Below are 12,435 nucleotides of genomic sequence, written 5' to 3' on the forward strand. Positions count from 1 at the left end.
ACGAATATCCGGCGATTGAATATTGATTTTCGGGATTCGGGGGGCATGATCGCGGGATGCGCCCTGTTCACCCCACGCGACCAAGACAGCCATGACGGGCGTTTCCGCGTTGCCGCGCAGCGGCCTTCCGTTCCATGCCGAGGTCGTGCGCACCGGTCTTTCGCCCCGATACCTGGGCGGGCTGGTCGAGATCCCCGGACGCTCCAAGCAGATCATCCTTCTGGAACAGGGGGCCCTGACGCTCGACCGCTTGGAGGTGGCAGAGCATGTGGAGGGCCCCGCGATCCTGTGGATCACAGATCAGGATGCGGTGCGGGTGCGGGCGCGCGCGGGCAGCACCGTCGGCCACCTGATCCTTGGCGAGACGACACTGGCGAATGCCATCGGCCACAAGCCCGAAGCGGTGGACCTGCGGCTCTTGGCGGGGCGCAGCTTTCGGCTGTCGCTGGCGGGGGACGACGGCTTTCGCTCGGACGTGCAGCGCGCGTTCGACCTGATCCTGCGCGAGGCTTACGGACGCGCGCCGGGCTATGAGACCGTGACCGAGGCGCAGATCCGTGTGCTGCTCGTGCTCTTGTGGCGCAACACCGCGCGCCCCGATGCCCTGCGCGCCGCGCCTGCGACGTCGGCGGTGATCCTCCAGCGGTTTCGCCAGATGGTCGAGACGCATTTCCGCGACCGCTGGACCGTGGCCCGCTACAGCGCCGAGTTGGGCGTGTCGCCCGACCGTCTGCACGGCATATGCGCGCGCGTCCTGGGCACCCCGCCGCTGCGACTGATCCACGGCCGCACCGCACAAGAGGCTGAGGTGCTGCTGGAACGCTCGACCCAGACACTGGACCAGATCGCCGCCTATCTCGGATTTCGCAGCACACCGCAGTTCAGCGCCTTCTTCCGAGCCGAGACAGGCCACCCCCCGGGTGCCTGGCGCAAGGCCGTCCGCCAAGACGGCGAGCCCCGCGCCGCAGTTCAAAAGCGTAGCTACTCGGATTGGCCGTGAGCGGCAGCATCAACGGTAAAGGTGCGCAACGGGCGGGAAGATTTGGTAGCGGAGGAGGCCACCAAGTTAGTGTCCGACGATGTCTACCGATACCCTGCGTTGTCGATGTAAATCAGAGATTTATATGATTTTTGTGTCCATATAGGTCTTGATAAGCCTACATGTTTCCTCCATATTTTAGGGGTAGAGAATGGGTAGGTATCAGCCATGGCAAGCGGCATTCACCGGCTTTCGGATCGGCAAATCAAAGCACACAAGCAACGCGGGCGACTGTCGGACGGCGGCGGGCTTTACCTGCAAGTCAGCACGTGGGGCACGAAGTCTTGGGAATTCCGGTTCACGCTTCACGGCAAGACCCGCACCATGGGGCTAGGTCAGTACGAACTTGTGCCGCTCAAGAAGGCGCGGGAAGAAGCCGAAGCCCTTCGTCAACTCGTGCGCGAAGGCAATGACCCCATAGAGGCACGCAACGCCGCGAAGCTGAAAGCGCAGATAGAGGCCTCAACTTCCATCCTGTTCAAAGACGCCGTTGAAAAGTGCATCGCGCGGAAGGAAGGCGAATTTCGCAGCGATAGGCACCGTAAGAACTGGCGTCGCAGCATGGACGCCTATGCGGTGCCGGTCATTGGCGACATGAACGTCGCGCACGTCACGACACAAGACATTCTGCGAGTGCTGAACCAGCCGGTTGACGATGGCACCCTGTGGGAAAACAGAACCGAAACCGCGTCGCGCCTTCGTGGCCGCATTGAAAATGTCCTGTCGTGGGCCACGGTCGCGGGCTTCCGTAGCGGCGACAATCCGGCGCGATGGATGGGCAACCTAAAGGAACTTCTGCCGACACCTTCCAAGGTGGCAAAGGTCACGAAGCAACCCGCCCTATCTCAAGCGGACCTACCGAAGTGGTTTGCCGACATGCGCAAGCGCGACGGCATGGCCGCACGGGCGCTGGAATTCTTGACGTTGTGTGCATCGCGGTCGGGCGAGATACGCGGCGCGACATGGCAAGAAATCGACCTAGACGCCCGCATGTGGAAGATACCGGGCGCGCGCATGAAAATGGAACGCGACCACCGCGTGCCGCTGTCCGACGCCGCTATTGCGGTGCTAGAAGCGCTTCCGCGTATCGAGGGGTCAGACTACGTGTTCCCTGCCGTCCGGGGCGGTGCCCTGTCCGATGCGGCCCTGTCAGCCGTCATGCGCCGGATGCACGCCGCCGAATTGAAGGCGGGCCGGAAAGGGTGGCTAGACCCGGACAGCGGGCTTCCTGCCGTGCCCCACGGCCTGCGCTCGACCTTCCGCGTATGGACGGCAGAACGGGGCTACGACCACCACATGTCGGAAATGGCCCTTGCCCACAACGTAGGCTCGACCGTCGAACGGGCATACCAGCGTAGCGACATGGTAGAGCGCCGCCGCGCCATGATGGCGGATTGGGCGGGGTATTGTCGTGGCGAGGCGACCGCCGATAACGTTGTGCAGCTTCACGCGGGGGCCGTGTGATGGCGAAGGTTCCATATGGTGTGAGCGTCCACAATCCGAACGAAGCGGACGAAGCTTGGACGAAGCTAGCGACCATAAATGAACACCTAGAAGCGGGCGAACCTATCCCGCCCGACTTGGCGCGGTGGCTTGGTGGCGCAATCGCGTATTCGGGCCAAGACCCCGACGAATTTTTGCGCCGGTTGGGCGTGAAGCGCGGGCGCGGCGCGGCGAGGCGCAACCCCGACGCGTGGCGCGTGTACGGTCGCCGCGTGTGTGAACTCGAAGACGAAGGCATGAAGGCCGAAGAGGCCCTTGCGCAAGTTCTTACCGAGACGGACGACATGTTCAGCCGGTCGCAGCTTCAAAACCTTCGTGACGAATACCGCGCGACGCGCGATGCTGCGCTGAACCCCGAATAAGGCCGATTATGAACGACGACGACGTGAACCGCTCCATTATTGACCGGGACAATCTGCCCGCAAATTTTCCTACCCACAGGCATTCTCCGCAGTTTTGGGAACAGCTTGGCCGCACCGTCGCAACATTCGGGTTTCTGGAAGAAGTCTTAGGCAAGGCAATCTTCGCGTTCACAGCAACGCGCAATTACTCCGCCGAAGAAATCGATGCGGCCTATCAGGCATGGCTACCGCAGCTTGAGCGCGCGTTGACCGATCAGCTTTGGAACTTGGCCGAATCGTACGGAAAGGCCGCACGCGATAACCCTGCGACCACGACGACGAACATAGACGAACTGGTTGAAGACATTAAGAAGGCGACCGTCGTTCGCAATGTGCTTTGCCATGGATCATGGCGAACACCGGACGTGAACGGCGCATCCGTGCCGCTATTTATCAACCGACAAAAGCAAAAGTTCGATACGGCAATTGACCTTGCGTACTTAAAGCAAGTGCAAGCGCACGTCGCAGAACTGGCGTGCAGCGTCGTAGATACCGTAACGCACATGGGCTGGCAGTTTCCCGGCGGCGCGGGGCCGGGAAAACCGATCATGTAGCTAGGCGATACGCGTCTGCCACCAATTCCACGGGTTCGGTGGCAGCTTGCCTGTGGGAACCTTGGCAAACCTTGGACTTATTAGTGACCAAGGAGCCAACCCTATGAACACCCAAGCCAATACCCCCGCGCCGCCCGCCGCCTGCACCCTCATGCGCCCCGCCGACGTGTCCCGCATCACCGGCATGAAGCGCAGCACCCTCTACAACCATATCGACAAGGGCACGTTCCCCCGCCCCGTGAAGTTGGGCGAGCGTTTCGCCGTGTGGCCGTCCGACGAAGTGCAGGCAATCTTGAACGCCCGCATTGCCGGGAAGTGTGACGACGAAGTTCGCGTGCTTGTCGGCGAACTCATGGAAGCGCGCAAGCATCGCGGGTAGTGGCATGGCAGAGAATATCTCTACCGCGTCGATCATCCAAGCCACTGCGATAACGAATAAAATTCCTAGATACGCGTCTATTTGCGCGATCTACCCACGCGCTACCCATAGGCACGCCCGAAATGACAGCAAATCCGTTCCGAAACCCACCCCCCGGCCTTCTAGGCGAACTGGCCGATTTCATCTACCGCGCGGCACCGCGACCCGTGCCCGAAATCGCGCTAGCGGGTGCAGTCGCGTACATGTCGGGTATCACCGGGCGAGCGTTCAACGTATCGGGCACGGGGTTGAACCAGTACGTGTTGCTGGTCGCGGAAACCGGGCGCGGGAAAGAAGGCGCACGTAGCGGCGTCCTGCGGTTCGTCGGCTACACCAAAAGCGGCGCGTGGCACGACGGCGACATTCCGAACCAACTGCCGACGGTAGACGAACACATGGGGCCAGCCGACATTGCGTCGGGGCAAGCCCTAATAAAGTACCTTGGCACGTCTCGCAGCTTCGTCGCGTTCGTCGGCGAATTCGGCCACACGATTGAACGTATATGCCATCCCCGCGCTTCGGCGTCGGACGTGACGCTTAGAAAGGTTTTGCTAGACCTGTTCAACTTGAGCGGCGAACACGACGTATTGCACCCCACAATCTACAGCGACAAAGCGAACAACACCGACGCCGTAGACAGCCCGGCGTTCAGCCTGTTCGGCGAAACGTCGCCGCAAGCCCTATACCCGCACCTTAGCGAAAGCATGGTGGCCCTTGGCCTTCTGCCGCGCTTCACGCCCATAGTCTACGAAGGGCCGCGCACCGCACAGAACCCGGACGCACAAAGGGCCTTGCCCACAGGCCAGACAGTGCGACGGTTCGCCGATCTTGTCGCACGTTGTGCGCATCTGAACGCCCGCAACGCCGTCGTGCATGTCCCGCTTTCCCGCGACGCCTACGACTTCGCAGGGCCGGGCGGATACGTCGATAGCATCGCCGACGGCATAATCAACGCCGAAGCGGGCGTGATGGCCGAACTTTGGAACCGCGCCCATATCAAGACCCTGAAACTTGCTGCGCTTGTCGCTGTGGGCAGGGATCACGCCGCGCCCGAAATCAGCCTACCCGAAGCGCAATGGGCGTTTGCGGTTGTGCAACACGGTATCGAAGCTTTGGCCCGTAAATTCGACGCGGGCGAAGTTGGTGAGACGACGGACGAAGCGAAACAAGAAAAGGTCTTCGTCGCGTCTGTAGTCCGGTATCTCGCCGAAGAATACCACAAGCTGCCACGTTTGCGGGCTACGCGGGAAATGCACGCGGACCACATCGTTCCGCTGTCGTATTTGCAGCAAGACCTATTGCAGAAGTCGGCATTCAAGAAAGATCGGCTTGGAGCCAACGTAGCTTTGAAGCGGACAATTCAAAGCTTTCTTGACGGTGGCGACCTGCAAGAACTCGGACGCGCGGATTTGCAGAGTTACGGTACGCGCGGAAAAGCCTACGGAATTGCCAATGCGAAGCGGTTTACTTCCGAAGGGTCGTCGTAGTGCCGTCATGTAGTGAATTGCAGTGTGGCCCTACTGCGTCTAAGTGATTGAAAACAAACGAGTAGTATGTGTAGTGCCGTAGTAGCGTAAAATCACCAAACCACCCCATAATATAAGACCGTACGGTATATATACTACAATACTACATACTACATTTATATATTACATTAATTATTTCATTAACTTATCTGTAGATCGGCGGAATACCACGGCTACCACATGACGAAACAGAAGGAACGTAGACATGAAGCGCAACGACGAAGAAACCGCACCGACGCCAAGCCAAGTCTTGCGCGAACTGTGGCGTCGCATTCAGGAAACGAACAACGACGACATGGCAATCAAGCTAATCGGCGAAGCCGCACGGTGGGTTAATATCGTAGAGGCCGAACGGACTGCACGCGCGGCCCGCAGTGACCCCGAATGACGGCCTGCATGTGCCACGCTGTGGGCAATCCCGCCGCGCGCGCTGTGTCGCCCCATGGCAGGCGCTTCGGCCTTCCCGGAAGGGTAGTGACAGCCGATGCCGACTTGGCGCTGTACGGCCCGTTCCTGCGCCCCTGCGACGGCCTCGGCGTGACCGGAACAACGGCAATCACTGTCTAGTTTTTCCATTGTTTTCCAACGACTTGATTTGCTCTTGACCGAAGATCGGAATGCCCGCAAGCCGTAGATAAGGACACCTTAACGGGCTGATTTTGACGGTTTCAGGCAATGGCAAATCCCGCAGTAGCAAGCACTTGGGGTCAGACCCCCCACCCCCCGGCGAACGCTCGCCGTGTGCGCGTTCGGCTTGAGACGGTGCAAGACGCCCGCAAGGAAATGTCGAAGCTGTACCGCGAAGCCCGCGCCGGGAAGATCGACATACAGGACGCCAGCCGGTTGGCGAACATTCTCATGCTTATCGGTCGAATGATCGAAGGTAGCGACCTTGAGCAACGGCTTGAAGCCTTGGAAGCGGGGGAACGCTAATGGCCCGCTTCCTCAAAAGCAGATTGGTGAAGTTGGAACAGCGCGGGAAGCGACCAAGCGTCGTTCGCAATACCGTCCTGACAATCGACGCACTGACCGGCGCAATCATCGGCCCGAAGCCCAAGCGCCATTTCATGGTCGTAGCGGACCACGGCACCGACGACGAATGGCAAGTCGCGCTCTTGGCGCAGCAAGCTCGACTAATCACGGAAGCGTCCGTCGCAACAGAAGAAGGAACGGCACAATGAACACCGCATATCTTGTCCCCGGACAGACCGAGAAGCTAATCAGCTTGCAAGCCCGCACTTACCTGCGCACCAAGCTTGGCGACCCGGAACGTTTTCCGAGCGTGAAGGCGCAAATGACGGCGCTGCAAGACAGCATTGTCAGTTCGGCCACCAAGGCGAAGGCGCTTGCGGGCGATTTGACGCGCACCAAGCCGCAACTGCATTTGCTTGGCAAGGAAATCGCCATGCGCGCGTCCGCACCCATACGCCAGCACGCCGAACTTTTCGCAAGAAAGGCCGTCGAACTTATGGACGACGGCAAGGCGCTTGCCGACAGCGTGCTTGGGCCGCGCGAAGGCTACGGTTATGTCGATAGCGAAATTCGCGGTTGGATTAGGGATCAGGTGAAGACCCCCGAAGGAATGCAGGCAGTCAGCACCCTGTACAAGTCGGATAAGAACGTCGCGTCCGTCCTCTATTCGTCGCCGTATTTCCTACTTGGGATCAGCGAGGCGCTGCACGGCAAGATGGCCGCAACCGCCGTCGAAAAGTTCGCGCCGAAAGGGGCGGCTTTGTTGACCGAAGGCGCGGCCCTTTCGAAGATCGTAGGCAACTACGAAAGCGTCGTATCCGACATTCACAATAGCTTCTATTCCGCCGAAGTCGTCGCCAAGGCCGAAGCCTCGCGGGTTGAAGTCGATTAATCGGGCTTGCTCGACTGTCGCCGACCCCAAACCGTTCCGTGTGCCACGGGCAACTGCCGCGTCTTCGGGCGCGGCCTTTTTCTTTTCTCTACAGTATCTATGGTAGCATTGCTATTGAAGACGACATGTAGGGGTGGCGATGCTTGTTGCTGAACTTGAGGGAAACCGAATCGACGCGTTCACAGCCGAACGCGGGCCAACCTACCACTGCCCGAAATGTCGTGGCGAAGTCGTGCTTAAGAAGGGCCGGAAGGTCGTTCACCACTTCGCACACAAGCCGCCAACGGACTGCACATGGGCGACAGGCGAGACACGCGCCCACATGGAAGCGAAGGTAATCGTTTCGGACGCACTCACGGCACGCGGGCTACGGGCAGAACTGGAATTCATCGTCAACACGTTGCCGGGCGACCGACGCGCCGACGTTATGGCGTGGTCGCCAAAGGGGCTACAAATCGCGTTTGAACTGCAACATACGCCGATTGGGCTAGACGAAATTGAGCGTCGCGCTTCGTCCTACGCCCGCGCAGGTGTCACGCAAATCTGGATACCCTTCCTTACGTCGAAGGTATGGGACGAAGGCGTGCCCCGGCAGGGTGGTTGGTTTGTCGAACGCTACTCGCCCCGCAACTTCGAACGTTGGGTGCATGGCTTCAACGGCAAAAACGGCATGTGGATGTATGACCCCGCCGACAAGGTGTTTTGGCTAGGACGCCTCGCAGGGCACCAAGTCTACGTCGAAGAAACGACGTGGTATTCCGAAGGTGGTGAAGAAAACTACGGCGGCGGATTCTACAAGTATTCCAAACGTTTCAAGGAACTAACCTTAGAAGGGCCGTTCAAAGCCGAAGACCTGTTGATAAAGGTGTCGTCGCGTCGCGCATTCAGCACGTCCGGTTACAACTGGCCCGCCGCACGCATCGCCAATCTTGTGCCCGCCTGAACCCGTTCCAGATTGGGGTAGATTGTGGGTAGATGCGGCGCTATTCGAAATTATTCAATAAAATCAAGGATATGTGGTAGCGGAGGAGGGACTTGAACCCCCGACACGCGGATTATGATTCCGCTGCTCTAACCAACTGAGCTACTCCGCCACGAAGTGCGGTGGACGTACGGAAACGACCGCGCGCCGTCAAGCGCCTTTTCGGTGCGTTTTCCCGATCGGCGGCCCGTGCTAGGCTGCGCGCAAGGAGACTTCACCATGCGCCACCTCGTTCCCGCCCTTCTGGCCGGTCTGGCCTTCCCCGCCACTGCGCAGGAGTTCAGCGTGACCGGCGTTGCGCCGGGCGACACGCTGAACATCCGTGCCGACATCATGGCCCATGACAGTTATGCCGATGCTCCGTTGATCGGGGTGATAGCGCCTGATGCGCAAGGCGTGCGCGGCACCGGCCGCAGCGTGATGCTGAACGGCTCGACCTGGCGCGAGGTGCGGTCGGGCGGAGTGACGGGCTGGGTCAACGACGCCTTCCTGTGGATCGAGGCGCCGTTCCCGAATGAGGCGGCCTTTTCCTGCTTCGGGACCGAGCCGTTCTGGTCGCTGTCCTTCGATGCCGAAACGGGAGAGGCGCGGCAGATGGACCGTCCGGCGCCCACCGATCTGACCGTCACGGACTGGCGGGCGGCGGCAGGGCGGCGGGACGTGCGGCGCTACAGACTCGATCCCGGCGCCGAAAGCCCGATCATCGAAGCCATCGTCGCCCATACCGGCCAGTGCAGTGACGGCATGTCGGACTTCAGCCATGCCTATGCCGTCTATGTCCTCGGCTGGGCGCCGGACGATCTGTATGCGGGCTGCTGCACCTTGAAGTGAGGATGCGGCCCGCGCCACTGGGGCACGGGCCGCCGCACCGGATCGTGCCGGTTCAGTTGATCGCGACCTTGGTGTCGGCCGTGTCGCCCGCCGTCAGCGAGATCGGAAAGTCATAGGTCGCCCCGCCATGCCGAAGGCGCGCGATGTAGTCGCCCGCCGTCAGGGTGAAGATGGGCACCGCGTTGCCTGACCGGGTGATTTCCTCTCGGTTGCCCTGAAGGTCGGTCTCGGGCGACAGGATGTACCAGAAGATGTCGCCGTCCAGCGGTGCGCCGCCCTCGGACACCAACGCGGTCAGTTTCAGGTGCGCCGCGTTCTGGTCGACCTCGATGTCCGCCAGCGACCCTGCATCCACCGACAAGGCGCGCGAGGTGATGGCATCGCCGTGGCGGACGACGAGGTGATAGTCTCCGGCGGGCAGCTTGAAGATAGGCTTGGCGCTGCCGGACCGGGTGACTTCCTTTCGGTTGCCCTGCAGGTCGGTCTGTGCTTCGTAGACCCACCAGAACGGGCCATCCTCTGACGGGGCCATGCCTTCGGTCAGGACCGACGCAAGCCGCACATAGCCGACGTTCATGTCCAGCACAGGCTCGAGCAGGCTGTCGGCGTCGATGCTGAAATCGAGGCTGGCAAAGGCAACGCCGTGACGCGCGACCATGTGATAGTCACCTGCCGGAAGCCGGAACAGCGACACCGCGCTGCCCGACCGGGTGACTTCCTTTCGGTTGCCCTGGAGGTCCTTCCGGGCCTCGTAGACCCAGTAGAACATGTCGTCGTCCAGCGGCGCGGCGCCGGTCGTCGGGATCGCGGAGGCGCGGACATAGCCGACGTCCATGTCGAAGACGAATTCGGTGAGCGACCCGGCCCCGACCTCGATCACCGCATTCTGGAAGGCCACGCCGTGGCGGGCGACGACGTAGTATTCGCCCACCGGAAGCCGGAACAGCGGCACGGCACTGCCGGAGCGGGTGATCTCTTCTCGGTTGCCTTCAAGGTCGGTACGGTTCTCGTAGACCCAGTAGAACATCTCGTCATCGAGAGCCGTGCCGCCCGCCGTCGCCTCGGCGCTGAACCGGGCGTGACCGGCGTTCATGTTGACGACCAACTCGGTCAGGGTTCCCGGGCTGACCGTTGCGGTCACCGTCTGGAATGCTACGCCGTAGCGCGCGACGATCCTGTAGGTGTCGGCGGGCAACTCGAACAACGGCTCGGCGGACCCGCTGCGCGTGACCTCGGCAAAGTCGCCGTTCAGGTCGGCCTCGTCGTCGGTGATCCAGTAGAACATCTCGTCCGTGACGATCTCGCAGTCTTCGCACAGCTTGGCGCGCACGCGCAGACCTTGCGGACCCGACGCGACCGGCTCCGGTTCGGCCTGGGCGACGACGACCGGCTCGGGTTCGGGGATGGGTTCCGGTTCGGGCGCCTCGGCCTTGATGACCTCGACCGTCCGGGCCAGCGTTTCGGTCAGTTGCGCACTGTCGGCGGCGGCCAGGAACAGACCGCCGGTTTCATCGGCAAGGCAGGCCAGCTGCGCCGCGTCCTCGGACCCAAGATCGAAGCCGATCACATGGGTGGTGAAATCGATGCCCGTTGCAGCCAACTCGCGCCCCAGCGCGCACGGATCGGCATTGCAGGTCTCAAGCCCGTCGCTGACTAGGATCACCGTGGCCTTTTCCTCGGTGTAGCGCAGCGCACCTGCAGCTTGCCGCACGGCATCGGACAGCGGCGTCTTGCCCACGGGGCTGACGCCATTGACCGCGGCGGCGAAGGCGGCCTTGTCGAGGCGCTGCGGCGGCACGACAAGTTCGATGTCCTCGCAGACGCCGCGCTGGCGGTGTCCGTAGGCCATCAGCCCAAGGGCGATATCCTCGTCCCAGTCGTCCAGCATGTCGCCGATCACGTCGCGCGCGATCTCGATCTTCGACACGCCGCCGATCTGGCCCCACATGCTGCCCGACCCGTCGAGCACCAGAATCACGTTCTGGCTGGTCTGAGCCTGCGCCGCGCCCGAAAGCACGCCAAAGCCGACCGCCGCTGTCGTCAAAACACGTTGAAACCAGTTCATGTCACCCTCCACCGTTTCTAGATCAGATGGACGTAGCGTAACCCCGGTATCATGGCGGGTCTGTGAAGCTGGTCACGTCCTCGTTTCGGCGGTTTGACATTGCGGGCAGGCCTGCGATCCTTGGTCCTGCACAGGATCAGGAGGCCGACATGAAGGTCGCAAACACGCATTATCGGTCGATCTGGCATGACGCGGACGCGGACGAGGTGCGCATCATCGACCAGCGCTGGCTGCCGCACGAGTTCCGCGTCGTGTCCTTGCGCAGCCGCGCCGATTTCGTGACCGCGATCCGCGACATGTGGGTGCGGGGCGCGCCGCTGATCGGGGCGACCGCCGCCTATGCCATCGCCCGCGAGATGGAGCGTGATCCGTCGGATGCCAACCTGTCGAGCGCGCGCGAAGACCTGCACGCGACGCGGCCCACCGCGATCAACCTGCGCTGGGCGCTCGACCGGATGCGCGCCGAGCTGCTGCCGTTGCCCGAGGCCGAGCGGGCGGCAGCGGCGTTCCGCAAGGCTGCCGAGATCTGCGACGATGACGTTGAAACCAACCGGATGATCGGCGTGCACGGCCTGACGCTGATCCGGGACATCGCGGCGCGGAAACCTGTGGGCCAGCCCGTGCGCGTGTTGACCCATTGCAACGCCGGTTGGCTTGCCACGGTCGATTGGGGCACCGCCACGTCGCCCATCTATCACGCGCACGAGGCGGGCATTCCGGTGCATGTCTTCGTTGACGAGACGCGCCCGCGTAATCAGGGGGCGCTTCTGACCGCGTGGGAGATGGCGGGGCACGGCATCCCGCATGACCTGATCGTGGACAACGCGGGCGGGCACCTGATGCAGCGGGGCGAGGTGGACCTGTGCATCGTCGGAACCGACCGGACGACCGCGACGGGCGACGTGTGCAACAAGATCGGCACCTATCTCAAGGCGCTTGCCGCCGCGGACAATGGCGTGCCCTTCTACGTCGCGCTGCCGTCGTCCACGATCGACTGGACGGTATCGGACGGGCTGGCCGAGATCCCGATCGAGGAACGCGCTGGGCGCGAGGTGACGCATGTGCAGGGCAAGCTGCCGGACGGCACAACGGGCGAGGTGCAGATTTCCCCCGATGCCACGGGCGCCCGCAACCCCGCCTTTGATGTCACGCCCGCGCGTCTGGTCAGCGGTCTTGTGACCGAGCGCGGGGTATGCGAGGCGTCCGCTGCCGGTCTTGCGGGCCTGTTCCCCGAGCGCGGCGCGGCTTGACC

14 protein-coding genes and 1 tRNA gene are annotated in these 12,435 nt (G+C 62.0%); 13 read left to right on the forward strand and 2 right to left on the reverse strand.

The features are described from left to right. The first annotated feature begins 91 nt into the window (after positions 1 to 91). The 11 genes from KTJ87_RS00850 to KTJ87_RS00900 all read left to right on the forward strand — a co-directional run bounded on the left by KTJ87_RS00850 (position 92) and on the right by KTJ87_RS00900 (position 8,248). Positions 92 to 1,000 (forward strand): AraC family transcriptional regulator, encoded by a 909-nt coding sequence (locus KTJ87_RS00850; protein ID WP_267137169.1) that lies wholly within the window; start codon positions 92 to 94, stop codon positions 998 to 1,000. Positions 1,001 to 1,207: 207 nt separating this feature from the next. Next, positions 1,208 to 2,503, forward strand: coding sequence for a tyrosine-type recombinase/integrase (locus KTJ87_RS00855; protein WP_267137170.1), 1,296 nt, complete (start codon positions 1,208 to 1,210; stop codon positions 2,501 to 2,503). Further along, positions 2,503 to 2,904 carry a hypothetical protein gene (locus tag KTJ87_RS00860; protein WP_267137171.1) on the forward strand — a complete coding sequence of 134 codons (402 nt, stop codon included), beginning with the start codon at positions 2,503 to 2,505 and terminating at the stop codon, positions 2,902 to 2,904. Before KTJ87_RS00855 ends, KTJ87_RS00860 begins: the two co-directional genes overlap by 1 nt. 8 nt (positions 2,905 to 2,912) lie before the next feature. Beyond that, on the forward strand, positions 2,913 to 3,497 hold the full coding sequence (locus KTJ87_RS00865) for a hypothetical protein (protein WP_267137172.1): 585 nt from the start codon (positions 2,913 to 2,915) through the stop codon (positions 3,495 to 3,497). A 103-nt stretch (positions 3,498 to 3,600) separates the two neighbouring features. Beyond that, the gene (locus KTJ87_RS00870) at positions 3,601 to 3,876 is read left to right on the forward strand and encodes a helix-turn-helix transcriptional regulator (protein ID WP_267137173.1); all 276 of its coding nucleotides are present in this window, start codon (positions 3,601 to 3,603) and stop codon (positions 3,874 to 3,876) included. A 242-nt stretch (positions 3,877 to 4,118) separates the two neighbouring features. Further along, positions 4,119 to 5,402, forward strand: a complete 1,284-nt coding sequence (locus KTJ87_RS00875; protein WP_267137174.1) for a hypothetical protein — start codon at positions 4,119 to 4,121, stop codon at positions 5,400 to 5,402. 244 nt (positions 5,403 to 5,646) lie between these two features. Next, entirely contained in the window at positions 5,647 to 5,829 is a 183-nt protein-coding gene (locus tag KTJ87_RS00880; protein ID WP_267137175.1) for a hypothetical protein, read from the forward strand. A gap of 395 nt (positions 5,830 to 6,224) precedes the next feature. After that, positions 6,225 to 6,374 carry a hypothetical protein gene (locus tag KTJ87_RS00885; protein ID WP_267137176.1) on the forward strand — a complete coding sequence of 50 codons (150 nt, stop codon included), beginning with the start codon at positions 6,225 to 6,227 and terminating at the stop codon, positions 6,372 to 6,374. Beyond that, positions 6,374 to 6,622 carry a hypothetical protein gene (locus tag KTJ87_RS00890; RefSeq protein WP_267137177.1) on the forward strand — a complete coding sequence of 83 codons (249 nt, stop codon included), beginning with the start codon at positions 6,374 to 6,376 and terminating at the stop codon, positions 6,620 to 6,622. The genes KTJ87_RS00885 and KTJ87_RS00890 overlap by 1 nt, the downstream gene beginning before the upstream one ends. Then, positions 6,619 to 7,305, forward strand: coding sequence for a hypothetical protein (locus KTJ87_RS00895; RefSeq protein WP_267137178.1), 687 nt, complete (start codon positions 6,619 to 6,621; stop codon positions 7,303 to 7,305). The genes KTJ87_RS00890 and KTJ87_RS00895 overlap by 4 nt, the downstream gene beginning before the upstream one ends. 139 nt (positions 7,306 to 7,444) lie before the next feature. Beyond that, complete coding sequence (locus tag KTJ87_RS00900; RefSeq protein WP_267137179.1) at positions 7,445 to 8,248, forward strand: competence protein CoiA; 804 nt, start codon at positions 7,445 to 7,447, stop codon at positions 8,246 to 8,248. Between the two features lie 74 nt (positions 8,249 to 8,322). Here the strand turns inward: KTJ87_RS00900 and KTJ87_RS00905 are convergent. Further along, positions 8,323 to 8,399 (reverse strand) — tRNA-Met (locus KTJ87_RS00905). Between the two features lie 107 nt (positions 8,400 to 8,506). Between KTJ87_RS00905 and KTJ87_RS00910 the strand changes: the two genes are divergently transcribed. Beyond that, positions 8,507 to 9,118: a hypothetical protein gene (locus KTJ87_RS00910; RefSeq protein ID WP_267137180.1), complete on the forward strand. Its 612-nt coding sequence runs from the start codon at positions 8,507 to 8,509 to the stop codon at positions 9,116 to 9,118. Positions 9,119 to 9,170: 52 nt separating this feature from the next. Here KTJ87_RS00910 and KTJ87_RS00915 read toward each other — a convergent pair whose 3' ends face one another. Continuing rightward, positions 9,171 to 11,183, reverse strand: coding sequence for a vWA domain-containing protein (locus KTJ87_RS00915; RefSeq protein WP_267137181.1), 2,013 nt, complete (start codon positions 11,181 to 11,183; stop codon positions 9,171 to 9,173). 149 nt (positions 11,184 to 11,332) lie between these two features. On the opposite strand from KTJ87_RS00915, the gene mtnA reads away from it, so the two are divergent. Next, positions 11,333 to 12,433 carry an S-methyl-5-thioribose-1-phosphate isomerase gene (gene mtnA / locus KTJ87_RS00920; RefSeq protein WP_267137182.1) on the forward strand — a complete coding sequence of 367 codons (1,101 nt, stop codon included), beginning with the start codon at positions 11,333 to 11,335 and terminating at the stop codon, positions 12,431 to 12,433. Positions 12,434 to 12,435: the final 2 nt, after the last annotated feature.

Origin of the sequence: Anianabacter salinae, from assembly GCF_019061145.1 — a bacterium.
Classification (GTDB): Bacteria; Pseudomonadota; Alphaproteobacteria; order Rhodobacterales; family Rhodobacteraceae; genus Anianibacter; species Anianibacter salinarum.

What these genes read in the sequence shown, in the direction of transcription:
- KTJ87_RS00865 (WP_267137172.1), top strand. Translation starts at nt 2,913, where the DNA reads ATGAACGACGACGACGTGAACCGCTCCATTATTGACCGGGACAATCTG.
- KTJ87_RS00900 (WP_267137179.1), top strand. Translation starts at nt 7,445, where the DNA reads ATGCTTGTTGCTGAACTTGAGGGAAACCGAATCGACGCGTTCACAGCC.
- KTJ87_RS00850 (WP_267137169.1), top strand. Translation starts at nt 92, where the DNA reads ATGACGGGCGTTTCCGCGTTGCCGCGCAGCGGCCTTCCGTTCCATGCC.
- KTJ87_RS00855 (WP_267137170.1), top strand. Translation starts at nt 1,208, where the DNA reads ATGGCAAGCGGCATTCACCGGCTTTCGGATCGGCAAATCAAAGCACAC.
- KTJ87_RS00880 (WP_267137175.1), top strand. Translation starts at nt 5,647, where the DNA reads ATGAAGCGCAACGACGAAGAAACCGCACCGACGCCAAGCCAAGTCTTG.
- KTJ87_RS00890 (WP_267137177.1), top strand. Translation starts at nt 6,374, where the DNA reads ATGGCCCGCTTCCTCAAAAGCAGATTGGTGAAGTTGGAACAGCGCGGG.
- KTJ87_RS00860 (WP_267137171.1), top strand. Translation starts at nt 2,503, where the DNA reads ATGGCGAAGGTTCCATATGGTGTGAGCGTCCACAATCCGAACGAAGCG.
- mtnA (WP_267137182.1), top strand. Translation starts at nt 11,333, where the DNA reads ATGAAGGTCGCAAACACGCATTATCGGTCGATCTGGCATGACGCGGAC.
- KTJ87_RS00915 (WP_267137181.1), bottom strand. Translation starts at nt 11,183, where the DNA reads ATGAACTGGTTTCAACGTGTTTTGACGACAGCGGCGGTCGGCTTTGGC.
- KTJ87_RS00895 (WP_267137178.1), top strand. Translation starts at nt 6,619, where the DNA reads ATGAACACCGCATATCTTGTCCCCGGACAGACCGAGAAGCTAATCAGC.
- KTJ87_RS00910 (WP_267137180.1), top strand. Translation starts at nt 8,507, where the DNA reads ATGCGCCACCTCGTTCCCGCCCTTCTGGCCGGTCTGGCCTTCCCCGCC.
- KTJ87_RS00875 (WP_267137174.1), top strand. Translation starts at nt 4,119, where the DNA reads ATGTCGGGTATCACCGGGCGAGCGTTCAACGTATCGGGCACGGGGTTG.
- KTJ87_RS00870 (WP_267137173.1), top strand. Translation starts at nt 3,601, where the DNA reads ATGAACACCCAAGCCAATACCCCCGCGCCGCCCGCCGCCTGCACCCTC.
- KTJ87_RS00885 (WP_267137176.1), top strand. Translation starts at nt 6,225, where the DNA reads ATGTCGAAGCTGTACCGCGAAGCCCGCGCCGGGAAGATCGACATACAG.